The sequence below is a fragment of the Nocardiopsis lucentensis DSM 44048 genome (assembly GCF_000341125.1).
Classification (GTDB): domain Bacteria; phylum Actinomycetota; class Actinomycetes; order Streptosporangiales; family Streptosporangiaceae; genus Nocardiopsis; species Nocardiopsis lucentensis.
Genome location: NZ_ANBC01000287.1, coordinates 3,578 through 17,275, shown reverse-complemented (window position 1 = coordinate 17,275; position 13,698 = coordinate 3,578). Strand labels below are relative to the sequence as shown.

The 13,698-nt window shown below is 70.4% G+C and carries 13 protein-coding genes and 2 pseudogenes (1 of these 15 running past the window's edge); 12 read left to right on the top strand and 3 right to left on the bottom strand.

What is annotated here, in order from left to right; genetic code table 11:
* Nucleotides 1–334: Rieske (2Fe-2S) protein (locus tag D471_RS0109895; RefSeq protein ID WP_017598474.1), on the top strand; the 334-nt coding region annotated here is incomplete at its 5' end.
* Nucleotides 335–411: 77 nt separating this feature from the next.
* Here the strand turns inward: D471_RS0109895 and D471_RS0109890 are convergent.
* Nucleotides 412–1,554, bottom strand: a complete 1,143-nt coding sequence (locus D471_RS0109890) for a mechanosensitive ion channel family protein (RefSeq protein ID WP_017598473.1) — start codon at nt 1,552–1,554, stop codon at nt 412–414.
* A gap of 147 nt (nt 1,555–1,701) precedes the next feature.
* Here D471_RS0109890 and uvrC point away from each other — a divergent pair, with 147 nt between their 5' ends.
* The 10 genes and pseudogenes from uvrC to D471_RS0109840 all read left to right on the top strand — a co-directional run bounded on the left by uvrC (nt 1,702) and on the right by D471_RS0109840 (nt 12,037).
* Nucleotides 1,702–3,738, top strand: a complete 2,037-nt coding sequence (gene uvrC / locus D471_RS0109885) for an excinuclease ABC subunit UvrC (protein ID WP_017598472.1) — start codon at nt 1,702–1,704, stop codon at nt 3,736–3,738.
* Nucleotides 3,735–4,619 carry an RNase adapter RapZ gene (gene rapZ, locus D471_RS0109880; protein ID WP_017598471.1) on the top strand — a complete coding sequence of 295 codons (885 nt, stop codon included), beginning with the start codon at nt 3,735–3,737 and terminating at the stop codon, nt 4,617–4,619. Before uvrC ends, rapZ begins: the two co-directional genes overlap by 4 nt.
* Nucleotides 4,620–4,831: 212 nt before the next feature.
* The gene (locus D471_RS0109875) at nt 4,832–5,806 is read left to right on the top strand and encodes a gluconeogenesis factor YvcK family protein (RefSeq protein WP_026127577.1); all 975 of its coding nucleotides are present in this window, start codon (nt 4,832–4,834) and stop codon (nt 5,804–5,806) included.
* Between the two features lie 37 nt (nt 5,807–5,843).
* A complete protein-coding gene (locus tag D471_RS0109870) occupies nt 5,844–6,254 on the top strand; it encodes a DUF488 domain-containing protein (RefSeq protein ID WP_026127576.1) in 411 nt (136 codons plus the stop codon).
* A gap of 261 nt (nt 6,255–6,515) precedes the next feature.
* Nucleotides 6,516–7,496: a DNA-binding protein WhiA gene (gene whiA / locus D471_RS0109865; protein ID WP_017598468.1), complete on the top strand. Its 981-nt coding sequence runs from the start codon at nt 6,516–6,518 to the stop codon at nt 7,494–7,496.
* A gap of 333 nt (nt 7,497–7,829) precedes the next feature.
* A complete protein-coding gene (gap, locus tag D471_RS0109860) occupies nt 7,830–8,834 on the top strand; it encodes a type I glyceraldehyde-3-phosphate dehydrogenase (RefSeq protein WP_017598467.1) in 1,005 nt (334 codons plus the stop codon).
* Between the two features lie 140 nt (nt 8,835–8,974).
* Nucleotides 8,975–10,139: pseudogene (locus tag D471_RS33715) on the top strand (phosphoglycerate kinase).
* A 143-nt stretch (nt 10,140–10,282) separates the two neighbouring features.
* A complete protein-coding gene (gene tpiA, locus D471_RS0109850) occupies nt 10,283–11,059 on the top strand; it encodes a triose-phosphate isomerase (protein WP_017598466.1) in 777 nt (258 codons plus the stop codon).
* A 292-nt stretch (nt 11,060–11,351) separates the two neighbouring features.
* Complete coding sequence (secG, locus tag D471_RS0109845; protein ID WP_017598465.1) at nt 11,352–11,585, top strand: preprotein translocase subunit SecG; 234 nt, start codon at nt 11,352–11,354, stop codon at nt 11,583–11,585.
* Between the two features lie 80 nt (nt 11,586–11,665).
* On the top strand, nt 11,666–12,037 hold the full coding sequence (locus D471_RS0109840; RefSeq protein ID WP_017606310.1) for an RNA polymerase-binding protein RbpA: 372 nt from the start codon (nt 11,666–11,668) through the stop codon (nt 12,035–12,037).
* Between the two features lie 503 nt (nt 12,038–12,540).
* Here D471_RS0109840 and D471_RS0109835 read toward each other — a convergent pair.
* Entirely contained in the window at nt 12,541–12,798 is a 258-nt protein-coding gene (locus D471_RS0109835; RefSeq protein ID WP_017598464.1) for a hypothetical protein, read from the bottom strand.
* 125 nt (nt 12,799–12,923) lie between these two features.
* Here D471_RS0109835 and D471_RS0109830 point away from each other — a divergent pair, with 125 nt between their 5' ends.
* Complete coding sequence (locus D471_RS0109830; RefSeq protein WP_017598463.1) at nt 12,924–13,604, top strand: hypothetical protein; 681 nt, start codon at nt 12,924–12,926, stop codon at nt 13,602–13,604.
* Here D471_RS0109830 and D471_RS33710 read toward each other — a convergent pair.
* Nucleotides 13,596–13,698: pseudogene (locus D471_RS33710) on the bottom strand (IclR family transcriptional regulator) (it continues 631 nt past the right edge of the window). The gene D471_RS0109830 and the pseudogene D471_RS33710 sit on opposite strands and share 9 nt — an antisense overlap.

The window sequence follows — 13,698 nt, the reverse complement described above, 5'->3', positions numbered from 1 at the left end:
CGGTGCCGCGGCCTGCGGTGAGCCGCCCAAGCCGCAGGACGTGCGGCGCGGCACGGTGGTCGGGCAGACCACGGACGTCCCGGTGGGCGGGGGAGCGGTCTTCAGCAACAGCAAGCTCGTCGTCACCCAGCCCGAGGAGGGCGACTACCGGGCCTTCAGCGCGGCCTGCACGCACGGCGGCTGCACGGTCCAGGAGGTGACCGAGGTCATCGGCTGCCTGTGCCACGGCAGCCAGTTCGACCTGGTCACCGGTGAGGCCGTGGTCGGCCCGGCCACCGAGCCCCTGGAGCCGTTCACCGTCACCGTCGACGGCACCGACATCATCCTCGACTGAGGACGCGCCACGGGCGGTGCCCGGGAACGCCGCGGGGCCCAGGACACGCTGGTGTCCTGGGCCCCGCCGCGTTCGGATCAGTTCTCCCCGGCCTCCTCGTGCTCCACCAGGGCCCTCTCGGCTCTGCGGGCGCTCCCCGACCGGCGGAACGCCGAGGTGGGGAACCGGGCCGCGTAGTCCGCGTCGTCCCCGCCGGTGACCAACTCGGTGCGCGTGCGCGGCAGGGACTCGGGGTAGTGCTCGACCAGCCAGGCGGCCAGGTGCTCGCGGATCTCGCACGCGATGTTCCACTGGTCGCCGGTGTCGGAGGCGGTCGCGACGACCCGCACCACCACCAGGCCCTCGTTGAGGATGTCCACCACCTGGCAGGACCAACTGCGGCCGTCCCAGTGCTTGCTGGAGGTGATGAGGCGGCCCGCCTCCTCGCGCAGGGCCTCGACCGGGACCTCCCAGTCCAGGGGCAGCATGACCTTCGCCATGATCTCCGTGCCCTGCTTCGTCCAGTTCTCGAAGACCATGGTGGTGAAGTTGGCGACCGGCACGACCAGGCGGCGCTCGTCCCAGATCTTCACCGTGACGTTGACCAGGGTCAGTTCCTCCACCCGGCCCCACTCGCCCTCGATGACGACGACGTCGCCGATGCGCAGGGAGTCGCTGAAGGCCAGCTGGAGGCCGGCGAACAGGTTGGCCAGGGTGGACTGGGCGGCCACACCGGCGACGATACCGATGATGCCCGCGGAGGCCAGCAGACCGGCGCCGAGCGCGCGCACCTCGTCGAAGGTGAACAGGATCGCGGAGATCGCCAGGACCACGATGATCGAGGTGACCACCNGCCGCACCAGCCGCACCTGGGTCTGGATGCGGCGGGCGCGGCGGTCGGCGTCGCCGTTGGAGTTCGACAGGCGCGCCAGGATCATGTCCGTCGCGGCGTAGGCCAGGCTGATCCCCAGACCGGTCAGCGACGCGATCATGAGGATGACCATCGCGTGCTCGATGGTCCGGTACGTGCTCCAGCCGACGTCACTGGGGGTCGGCAGCGCCAGGTTGGCGCCCACCACCGCGGCCGCGGCGTAGGCGGTGAAGGTCGACCGCGCGACCACGAAGCGGGCCTGCGGCCAGATCCGGCCCAGCTGGTGGTTGAGCAGCCAGTGGACCACGAAGACCAGCAGCAGGGCGATCGTGACGGCGACACCGATCGCGATCCATTGGCCAGCTGACACGGCGGAGGGCCCCTTTCACGTCCGGGTTGGGAAGTTCGTCGGTACTGCCCAACCTAGGGCATTCCGATATCCACCCGTGACGTTTCACCGGTGTGACGTGGGCGGCTCGGGTGGCCGGATGTCCTTCGCACCGACCAGAATGGGGGTATGGCTGCGACTCCTCACCTGCGCCCCGCCCCCGGATCCATCCCGCGCGACCCGGGCGTCTACCGGTTCCGTGACGCCTCGGGGCGGGTCATCTACGTCGGCAAGGCCAAGAACCTGCGCTCGCGCCTGTCCTCCTACTTCCGCGACTTCGCCGGACTGCACCCGCGCACCCAGCAGATGGTCTCCACAGCCGCCGACGTCGACTGGACGGTCGTGGGCACCGAGGTGGAGGCGCTGCAGCTGGAGTACTCCTGGATCAAGCAGTACGACCCCCGCTTCAACGTCAAGTACCGCGACGACAAGAGCTACCCCTATCTCGCGGTCACCCTCCAAGAGGACATCCCCCGGGTCCAGGTGATGCGCGGCGCCAAGCGGCGCGGGGTGCGCTACTTCGGCCCCTACTCCCACGCCTGGGCCATCCGCGAGACCGTGGACCTGCTGCTGCGCGTCTTCCCGGTGCGGACCTGCTCGGCGGGTGTCTTCCGGAGCGCGCGCAACAGCGGCCGCCCCTGCCTGCTCGGCTACATCGGCAAGTGCGTGGCCCCGTGCGTGGGCCGGGCCACCCCCGAGGAGCACCGGGCGCTGGTGGAGGACTTCTGCTCCTTCCTGGCCGGGGACACCGGGCGGTTCATCCGCGAACTGCAGGCGCGGATGGGCGAGGCCGCCCAGGAGATGGAGTACGAGCGGGCCGCCCGCATCCGCGACGACATCGAGGCCCTGCGGGCCGCCCTGGAGAAGCAGGCCGTGGTGTTGCCCGACTCCACCGACTGCGACGTCATCGCGATGGCCGACGACCAGTTGGAGGCGGCCGTGCAGATCTTCCACGTGCGCGGCGGCCGGATTCGGGGGCGTCGGGGGTATGTGGTCGACAAGGTCACCGACGCCGGTCCCGCGGAACTGATGGAGACCTTCCTCGGCCAGCTCTACGGCGACGCGGGGGAGGCCGCGGACGAGGACGCCACCGCCGACACCGGCGGCGCGGTCCCGCGCGAGGTCCTGGTCTCCGACGCCCCCGTGGACGCCTCCGCCGTCGCCTCCTGGCTCTCGGAACGCCGGGGTTCGTCGGTCACCGTGCGCGTGCCCCAGCGCGGGGACAAGAAGGACCTGATGGAGACCGTGGCCAAGAACGCCCGCGAGGCGCTGGCCCGCCACAAGACCCACCGCGCCGGTGACCTGAGCACCCGGGGCCGGGCCCTCAACGAGATCCAGGAGGCCCTGGACCTGCCCGAGGCGCCGCTGCGCATCGAGTGCTACGACATCTCCAACCTCCAGGGTGAGCATGTGGTGGCGTCCATGGTGGTGTTCGAGGACGGTCTGGCCCGCAAGTCCGAGTACCGCCGGTTCAGCATTCGGGGGTCCGGGGCGGGCGGCGCCGAACAGCACGACGTCGCCGCCATGTACGAGGTGATCAAACGCAGGTTCACCCGCTACCTTGAGGAGAGCGCCCGCGCCGGTGAGGTCGCCCGGATGGGTGGGACCGGTGGCCACGGCGACGGCTCCGCCGGGGAGGTACCCGCACCCGGCAAGTTCGCCTACCCCCCTAACCTGGTGGTGGTCGACGGAGCCCGCCCGCAGGCCGAGGCGGCGCGTCGGGCACTGGACGAACTCGGCATCGAGGACATCGCCGTGTGCGGTCTGGCCAAGCGCCTGGAGGAGGTGTGGCTGCCCGACGACGAGGACCCGGTGATCCTGCCCCGTACGGGCGAGGGTCTGTACCTGCTCCAGCGGGTGCGCGACGAGGCGCACCGCTTCGCCGTCCGCTACCACCGCCACAAGCGCGCCAAGGCGCTCACGGGCAGCGCGTTGGACGACCTGCCGGGCCTGGGCCCGACCCGCAGGTCGGCGCTGATCAAGGAGTTCGGGTCGGTCAAACGCCTGGCCTCGGCCACGGCGGAGGAGATCGCGGCGGTCCCGGGCATCGGTCCCAAACTGGCCGAGGCCGTGCACGCCCACCTGTCCGGCGGGACCGCCGGTTCGGACCGAAACGGCGACGGGGCACCAGCACAGCAAGGCACCCACGGGGGAGGAGACACATGACGGTCGAACTGGGTGGCGAGCTGCCACCGGAGGTGGTCATCGTCACCGGTATGTCCGGGGCGGGACGGAGTACGGCGGCCAGGGCCCTGGAGGACCTGGGCTGGTTCGTGGTGGACAATCTGCCTCCCGGGCTGTTGCCGACCATGATCGAACTGGCCGGACGTACCCACGGCGCCGTGCCGCGGGTCGCCGTCGTCGTGGACGTGCGGTCGCTGGCCTTCACCGAGGACCTGTTGTCCACGGTGGAGGAGCTGCGCAAGCGCGACATGACCGCGCGCGTGTTGTTCCTGGAGGCGGGGGACGAGGCGCTGGTGCGTCGCTTCGAGGGGGTGCGCCGCCGCCACCCGCTCCAGGGCGACGGTCTGCTCACCGACGGCATCACCCGTGAGCGCGAGACCCTGCGCGCGATCCGGGGCGAGGCCGACCTGGTCATCGACACCTCCCAGCTCAACGTGCACCAGCTCAAGGCGCGCGTGCTCGGTTTCTTCGGAGAGGACGGCGAGGGCCGTATCCGCGCCAACGTCGTCTCGTTCGGGTTCAAGCACGGGCTGCCCGTGGACGCCGACCTGGTCCTGGACTGCCGGTTCCTGCCCAACCCCCACTGGGTGCCCGATCTGCGGCCGATGAACGGCCGGGACGCCCCCGTGCGCGACTACGTCCTGTCCCAGGACGGGGCCAAGGAGATGCTGGAGTCCTACTCCGAGGTGCTCAAGCTGACCATCGAGGGCTACCAGCGTGAGGGTAAGCACTACATGACGCTCGCGGTGGGGTGCACGGGCGGTAAGCACCGCAGTGTGGCCATGGCCGAGCAGTTCGGTGAGCGGCTCCGTGCGCAGGGCGTGGACGTGCACGTCGTTCACCGGGACGTCGGACGGGAGTGACCTCCTCGCCGATCCGGGCGCCGCACGCAGAGTGAGCGGAATCGCCAAGTGCGGTGTCTTCGCTTAGATTGGCCCGGTCACCGCTGGTACCGGTCCTTTGGCGGGCCGGTGTCCGGCGGTCCTGGGCGTGGGTCGACCGTCTGCGCGCCGTCTGCGGCGGGGCGGTCGCGAGCGCCAGCCGTACACGGGACGAGGGGCAGGCCACAGCCATCATGTCGAACAGCACGGTGCCGCACGGTGACGGGAGGCGCCCACCCCGTGTGGTCGCCCTGGGTGGCGGGCACGGGCTGCACGCGTCCCTCTCGGCACTGCGCAGGGTGACCACTGACGTCACCGCGATCGTCACCGTCGCCGACGACGGCGGTTCCAGTGGTCGGCTCCGCCGAGAGCTGGGTGTGCTTCCCCCTGGTGACCTGCGGATGGCCCTGGCCGCGTTGTGCGGCGACGACGAGTGGGGGCACACCTGGAGTCAGGTGGTCCAGCACCGGTTCCGGTCCGAGGGCGAACTGCACGGCCACGCGGTCGGCAATCTGCTGATCGTGGCGCTGTGGGAGTTGCTGGGGGACTCGGTGGCGGGTCTGGACTGGGTGGGTCAGCTGTTGGGCGCGCACGGTCGGGTGCTGCCGATGTCCTCGGTGCCGTTGGACATCGCGGCCGAGGTCGCGGGGATCGATCCCGACCGGCCCGGGGAGCTGACGACGGTTCGGGGACAGGTGGCGTGCGCGAGCACGAGCGGGCGGGTGCGGTCGATCTCCCTGATCCCTGAGGCTCCGCCCGCCAGCCCGCAGGCGGTCAAGGCGGTGCGCGAGGCCGACTGGGTGGTGTTCGGCCCGGGGTCGTGGTTCACCAGCGTCCTGCCGCACCTGCTGGTCCCCGACTTGGCGCACGCCCTGGTCACCACCCGGGCCCGGCGTGTGGTGGCGCTCAACCTGTCGCCGCAACGGGGCGAGACCGACGGTTTTCGGCCCGAGACCTACCTGGAGGTCCTGCACGAGCACGCGCCCAAACTCGGGGTGGACGTGGTGTTGGCCGATCGGGGCACGGTGGAGGAGATCGAACCGCTGGAGCGGGTGGTGCGCGGGATCGGCGGTCGTTTGGAGCTGGCCGACCTGGGGCGTGACGACGGTTCACCGCGCCATGACGCCGAGCGCCTCGCAGCGGCCTTCGAGCGGATCCTGGTCGGCTGAACGCGTGGACGGGGTGTCGCTGGGGAAGACCCGCGACATGGTTGTTCACGGTGTTCACGTGGAGCGGGTGTACGACGTGGTGCGTGCGCGTGGGAACTCGCAGGAGGGGCGGACGTCGCCGCGGGGGCGCCTCTTCCTCGTGGACCGGTTGTGGCCGCGCGGTGTGTCCCGGGCGTCCCTGGAGGGCGTGGAGTGGCTGCGGGAGGCGGCCCCCAGTTCCGAGCTGCGGTCCTGGTTCGGTCATGACCCTGAGCGGTTCGCCGGGTTCGCCGAGCGCTATCGCGCTGAACTGGACGCCCGCCCGGAGGCGGTGGAGCCTGTGCTGGCGGCTGCGCGCCGCGGCCCGGTCACCCTTCTGTACGCCGCCCGTGACACCGAGCACAACCACGCGCTCGTCCTGCGCGACCACGTGGAGGAGCGGTTGTCGGAGGATGCCGGGAGCGGTTGACCGCACGCCGGTAGGCGGCGGGACACACCCACGGCTGGGCCGGGGAGTCGTCTTTCGCTGTCGCTGCTCCCCGCCGGCCGGGAATCCCGACACATTTCATGATGGGAGGTGGACTCGCCGGTGAATCCCCTCCCTTCGGGGAGGGGAGCGGTCAAGTAGTCTGCCTCGAAGGAAACCGGGCGTGGCGGGGCCGCGTCGGTGCACACCGGTGCCCGGTGCGGGTCACTGGGACGGGCCAGTTCGAAGGGGAGGATCGCGGCGATGGCGATGACCGGCGTGGTGAAGGATGAGTTGAGCCGTCTGGCCATTCTCAAGCCATGCTGCCGCAAGGCGGAGGTGTCCACCATCCTGCGGTTCACCGGGGGGCTGCACCTGGTGGGCGGGCGGATCGTGATCGAGGCCGAGCTCGACACCGGTGCGGCCGCGCGCCGCCTGCGCAAGGACATTTCCGAGGTCTTCGGGCACGAGTCCGAGGTGGTCGTCCTGTCTCCGAGCGGTCTGCGCAAGGGTAACCGGTACGTGGTCCGGGTGATCAAGGACGGTGAGTCCCTGGCCCGTCAGACGGGGTTGGTGGACAACAACGGCCGTCCGGTGCGCGGGCTGCCCCGGCACGTGGTCGCGGGCGGGGCCTGTGACTCCGAGTCGGCCTGGCGGGGCGCGTTCATCGCCCACGGGTCCCTGACCGAACCGGGGCGGTCGATGTCGCTCGAGGTCACTTGCCCGGGGCCGGAGGCGGCGCTGGCACTGGTCGGGGCGGCGCGGCGGCTCAAGGTGCACGCCAAGGCGCGCGAGGTGCGCGGTGTGGACCGTGTCGTGGTGCGCGACGGGGACTCCATCGGCGCGCTGCTGACCCTGCTGGGCGCTCACCAGAGCGTGCTGGCCTGGGAGGAGCGTCGGATGCGCCGCGAGGTGCGGGCCACCGCCAACCGGCTCGCCAACTTCGACGACGCCAACCTGCGCCGCAGCGCCCGTGCGGCGGTGGCGGCGGGGGCGCGCGTGGAGCGGGCTCTGGAGATCCTGGGAGAGGACGCCCCCGAGCACCTGGTGGCCGCCGGGAAACTGCGCCTGGCGCACAAGCAGGCGTCCCTGGAGGAGTTGGGTCAGCTGTCGGTTCCGCCGCTGACCAAGGACGCCATCGCCGGACGTATCCGCAGGCTGCTCGCGATGGCCGACAAGCGGGCCAGCGATCTGGGCATCGAGGGGACCGAGGCGAACCTCACTCCGGACATGCTGGTCCCCTGACCGGAGCGTCGCCGTGTGAACGCGCGGTTGCCTGCGGCCCCTCAGGTGTTCGGCTTTGTTAACTGGGGAAACCCTCGGATAACTTCCAACAATGGTATAGACCTCTTCGCTGGTCGGTGTCAGTATGGTCGCGAATCCATGAGGGTCGGCGAGGCGGCGAACTCAGGGCCCGTCGCTGTGGTCCGTTGGCGCTCCGCTAGGCTCTCTGACAACACCTGGCGCGTGTTAACCCTGTTCAATGCGGTTGCCTCGGCTTCCCACCGGGGCGGACGTCGCGAGCGAGGACGAATGCGCGGGTGGAAATGATGTGCGACATATGAGGAGATTGGTTCCGTGACCATCCGTGTAGGCGTCAACGGCTTCGGTCGGATCGGCCGCAATTTCTGGCGCGCGGTCGCCGCTGGCGGCAGCGACATCGAAATCGTCGCGGTCAACGACCTCACCGACACCAAGACGCTCGCGCACCTGCTCAAGTACGACACGGTGCTCGGCACCCTCGACGGCGACGTCGAGGTGGGCGACGACTTCATCCGCGTCGGCGACAAGACCGTCAAGGTCCTGGCCGAGCGCGACCCGGCCCAGCTGCCCTGGTCCGACCTGAACGTGGACGTGGTCATCGAGTCCACCGGTCGCTTCACCAAGGCCGAGGACGCCCGGAAGCACATCAGCGCCGGCGCCAAGAAGGTCATCATCTCCGCCCCGGCCAAGGGCGAGGACCTGACCGTCGTCATGGGCGTCAACGACGACAAGTACGACGCCGCCCAGCACGACGTCATCTCCAACGCCTCGTGCACCACCAACTGCGTGGCGCCCATGGCCAAGGTGCTGATGGACAGCTTCGGCATCCAGCAGGGCCTGATGACCACGGTGCACGCCTACACCAACGACCAGGTCATCCTGGACTTCCCGCACTCGGACCTGCGCCGCGCCCGCGCCGCCGCGCAGAACATCATCCCGACCACGACCGGTGCCGCCAAGGCCACCGCCCTGGTCATCCCCGAGCTGCAGGGCAAGCTGGACGGCATGGCCATGCGCGTCCCGGTGCCGGACGGCTCCGTGACCGACCTGGTCGTCACCCTGGACCGCGAGGTCACCAAGGACGAGGTCAACGCCGCGTTCAAGGCCGCCGCCGAGGGCCCGCTCAAGGACGTCCTGGTCTACACCGAGGACCCGATCGTCTCCTCCGACATCGTCGGCACCTCGCCTTCCTGCACCTTCGACTCCAGCCTGACCATGGCGTTCGGCAACCAGGTCAAGATCGTCGGCTGGTACGACAACGAGTGGGGTTACTCCAACCGCCTGGTCGACCTGGCCAAGCTGGTCGGTTCCAACCTGTAACCACCGGACACAGGGCCCGCCCGTCGCGCGTCGCCCCACGGCACCCCTTCGCCACCGCGAGGGGGTGCCGCTGTCCGAGCACCCACCCGACCCTCGCCCGGCGCGACGTCCGGGCTGATCAGACCACCGAGGAGACCAGCATGCGGACGATCGACGACATCGACGTCTCCGGCAAGCGCGTGTTCGTCCGGGCCGACCTCAACGTGCCCCTGGACGGCGAGCGGATCACCGACGACGGCCGTATCCGCGCGGCCCTGCCCACCATCGAGAAGCTGCGCGAGCGCGGCGCGCGCGTCATCGTCGCCGCCCACCTGGGCCGCCCCAAGGGCGCCCCGGACCCGCGCTTCTCCCTCCGACCCGTGGCCGCCCGCCTGGGCGAGCTGCTCGGCACNCCCCGCCGGTGAGTCGGCTCGTGCCACCTGCTCGGCCCTCACCGACGGCCAGGTCGCGCTGCTGGAGAACGTGCGCTTCGAGCCCGGCGAGACCAGCAAGGACGACGCCGAGCGCGGCGAGCTCGCCGACCGCTTCGCCCGGCTGGCGGACCTGTACGTCGGGGACGCCTTCGGCGCCGTGCACCGCAAGCACGCCAGTGTCTTCGACCTGCCCGGCAAGCTCCCGCACGCCGTCGGCGGCCTCGTCCTGACCGAGGTCGAGGTCCTGCGCAAGCTGACCGCGGAGCCCGCGCGCCCGTACGCCGTGGCGCTGGGCGGTTCCAAGGTCTCCGACAAGCTCGGCGTCATCGACAACCTCCTCGGCACCGCCGACCGCCTGCTCATCGGTGGCGGCATGGTGTTCACCTTCCTCAAGGCCAAGGGCTACGAGGTCGGCTCCAGCCTGCTGGAGAACGACCAGCTGGACACCGTGCGCGGCTACCTGGAGCGCGCCGAGCGCGAGGGTGTGGAGATCGTCCTGCCGGTGGACGTCGTGGCCGCGGAGAAGTTCGCCGCGGACGCCCCCCACGCGGCGGTGGACGTCGACGCGATCCCGGCCGACCGGATGGGCCTGGACATCGGCCCGAAGAGCCAGGCGCTGTTCGCGGAGAAGATCGCCGACACCCGCACGGTGTTCTGGAACGGCCCCATGGGCGTGTTCGAGATGGAGCCGTACGCGGACGGCACCCGCGCGCTGGCCCAGGCGCTCATCGACTCCGACGCCTTCACCGTGGTCGGCGGCGGCGACTCGGCCGCGGCGGTGCGCGCGCTGGGCTTCGACGAGTCGGCCTTCGGCCACATCTCCACCGGTGGCGGCGCCAGCCTGGAGTACCTGGAGGGCAAGGACCTGCCCGGTATCGACGCCCTCGCCTGAGACGCTCCCCCTCCGGTGGCCCCCGGTGGGGCGCCAAGCTCCGGGGGGTCGCCGTTCGGGCGCCCGAACACGGGCCGAAGCCAAGCGGCGGCCCGGAGCGAGCCCGGCTCCAAACAAGCACAGCCTAGACGGGAAGTGACGACATGTCCCAGCGCCTGCCGCTCATCGCGGGCAACTGGAAGATGAACAACAACCACCTGGAGGCCATCGCGCTCGTCCAGAAGCTGGCCTTCGCACTGAAGGACAAGGACTACGACAAGGTCGAGGTCGTCGTCCTGCCGCCGTTCACCGACCTGCGCAGCGTGCAGACGCTCGTGGACGGGGACAAGCTGCGCATCGGTTTCGGCGCCCAGGACATCTCCGCCCACGACAAGGGCGCCTACACCGGCGAGGTCTCCGGCGCGATGCTCGCCAAGCTGGAGTGCTCCTACGTGCTGGTCGGCCACTCCGAGCGCCGTGAGTACCACCACGAGGACGACGCCCTGGTCAACGCCAAGGTCAAGGCGGCCTTCAAGAACGACATCGTGCCGCTGCTCTGCGTGGGCGAGGGCCTGGAGGTGCGCAAGGAGGGCCGCCAGGTCGAGCACGTCCTGGCCCAGCTGGACGGCGCTCTGAAGGAGGTCACCGCCGAGCAGGCCGCCAGGATCGTGGTGGCCTACGAGCCGGTGTGGGCGATCGGTACCGGAGAGGTCGCCACCCCCGAGGACGCCCAGGAGGTGTGCGCGGCCGTTCGCGTGCGTCTGGCCGAGCTGTACTCCCAGGAGGTCGCGGACGCGGTGCGCGTGCTCTACGGCGGCTCCGTCAAGGGCGACAACGCCCCGGGCATCATGGCCCAGACCGATGTGGACGGCGCCCTGGTCGGCGGTGCTTGCCTGAAGGCCGACGAGTTCGTCAAGGTGATCCGTTACGGCGACCAGTAGTCGCTGGACGTCTCACGATGTCCCGTCCACCGGACCGGTTCGTCCAGGTTCGGCGGACGGGGTGTCCGACGGGGGCTCTCGTCGGGCTAGACTTCGCTGAGGGGATCTGCGTGCATCGCGCAAGTCCCCACCCGTGCCGCCGGCGGCACGGTAAAATCCGAAATCGTCCCGGTCTCCTCCTTCCATGATCCGACCGGTCGGCCAGGCGCCGCGGCGCCGTCGCCGGTACGGGTGGGAAACGGGGGCCGTGGTGTCCATCCCCCCGCTTCGGGGTCGAGCTACGGGTGAGCGTGTGACTCTCGGTCTGTCCATCTTCGTGATGGTTCTCAGTGTGCTGCTGATCTTCCTGGTGCTGCTGCACAAGGGCAAGGGCGGCGGTCTGTCCGACATGTTCGGCGGCGGGGTCACGTCCTCGCTCGGCGGGTCGTCGGTGGTCGAACGCAACCTCGACCGCATGACGGTGGCCGTCGGCATCGTGTGGATCCTTTCCGTCATCGTCCTCGGCATCCTGTACGGCCGGGCCTAGCAGGCGCCCCCAGAGGCTTCCCCCGTCCACAGTCACGCTCGCCCGAGTGCCGGTGAGCGCGTTCGCCGAAGGAGTTTTTCGTGGGTAGTGGCAGTGCCATCCGTGGCAGCCGAGTCGGAGCCGGCCCGATGGGCGAGGCGGAGCGCGGCGAGGCCGCCCCGCGGATCCGGGTTCCGTTCTACTGTGCGAACCTGCACGAGGTCGTGCCCAGCTTCGCGAGCGAGGCAGCCGTCCCCGACGAGTGGGACTGCCCACGCTGCGGCTTCCCCGCGGGCAAGGACAAGGCCAACCCGCCTTCGCCGCCGCGCACCGAGCCTTACAAGACCCACCTGGCCTACGTCAAGGAGCGGCGGAGCGAGGAGGAGGGCAAGCTCATCCTCGACGAGGCGCTCGCCAAGCTGCGCGCCGACCGCGCGGCGGTCGAGGCCCACATGAAGGCCTCCCAGAACTAGGCCGTGCTCGTTCCGAGCCGCCTCGCTTCGTCCGCCCGTTGCCCCGGTGGCCGCTTCACGACGGGGCGGAGCATCCTCAACGGGCGTCGGCCGCGCGACACCCACGCTGTTCGGGCGCCCGAGGTGTAGCCCCGCGGGATCGTCCCAGCCGTGACTTCGTCCGAGGGGCCCGTCGCCGTCGCGACGGGCCCCTCGCGGTGTTCGCGGGGATGGGTCGTGCGTGTCTGCGTTGGAGGCGGGGGTAGTGGCGTGGAATGACGGGGGTATCACACCGCGTGCCGACGTTTCCATCGTGGAATGGCATGGTCCGACGCGGATGTGAAGGATGGGGTGGACTTTCTCATTCCCGGGACTCGTGTGGTTGGTGGGAATTACAGTGATCGCCACGCACCCCCAACAGCCCCTCCTGAGGAGATGGTGTCGATGTCAGCGTGTCCGACCGGTGGCGAGCACGACTGGATTCTCGGTGATGACCGCAAGTTCCAGTGCGCCAAGTGCGGTGCTCAGAGCGCGCGCAGGTTCTGAGCTCCCGGCCCGGGCTGCACCGTGCCCCGTGCGGCCAGTTCCCCACGGTCCAGGGCGCGCCAGGTCACCGGTTCGCCCAGGATCTCGGCGACCCCCTTGGCCCAGCGCTCCAGCGGTGCGAACTGCTCGGGTCCCTCCCGCAGGACGGTCCGGCCCTGGTAGGCCACTCCGTCCAGGGAGATGATCCGACCGTTGGCCCGCAGTTCGGTGTCGTACTCGCGTGCGTTGCGTCTCATGGAGCGAACCCTAGACCGAGCGCGGTACCGACGCCCGGGCTTCACGCGGATTCCCGCCCGCGAGCGCCTGTGGTGTGGGCTGTCCCGGCGCACCGGCCACCCCGGAGAGTTGGGAGAATGGGGGTATGGCTTCCCCCGAACCTCCCGACGCCTCCGACCCGGCCCTGGGTGTGCCCTCGGACCTGACCCAGCAGCCCTCCGGGGTGTCACACCTGCGGCGCTATGTCAGTCTGCGCGGGCCCAACGCCCGGATGTGGATGACGGTGGCGTACTTCTCCGCGGTCCTGACCCTGGGGTTCCTCGTCGTGGTCGGCTCGCTCGTGTGGACCCTGGTGTCGGGGGATCCGCCGATCGGTTCCGTCGTCCTGTGGAGTACGGCCGCCGTGGTGATGGCCTTCGTCGGCCCCGGCAGCAACGTCGTCGTCGTTCGGGGGTTGCCGCAGCGCATCACTCGTCAGGGCATCAGCGCCGACAGCGACGGGGTGACCGTTCTGCAGGAACGCAAGTGGTGGTTTCCGGGGGAGGGGACGTTCATCGCCTGGCCGGAGATCCGGCGGATCCGCGAGGTGCACGTGGGAGGCCGCAGGCTGACCTACTTCATCGAGTTCGTCCTCGACACCCACCGCACCGACCCCGAACTGCCCAGCTGGGCGGAGACCGCCGAGAGCCTGGCACTGGAGGAGGCCGACGCGGCGACGCAGTTCTACGTCCAGGTCCCCGAGGACGTCAAGGAGCGGATCCTGCGCATGGTCGAGCGCACGGCGCCGCTGCCGTCGGTCGTCGAGCGCAGCGAACCGCTACGGTGAGGCGCGACGCCCGTCCAGCCGCCGGGTGAGGTCGGCCGCCGCGTCGCGTACCCGCGCGGCGAGCGCCTGAGGGGTGACCGGGCGGGCACTGGGC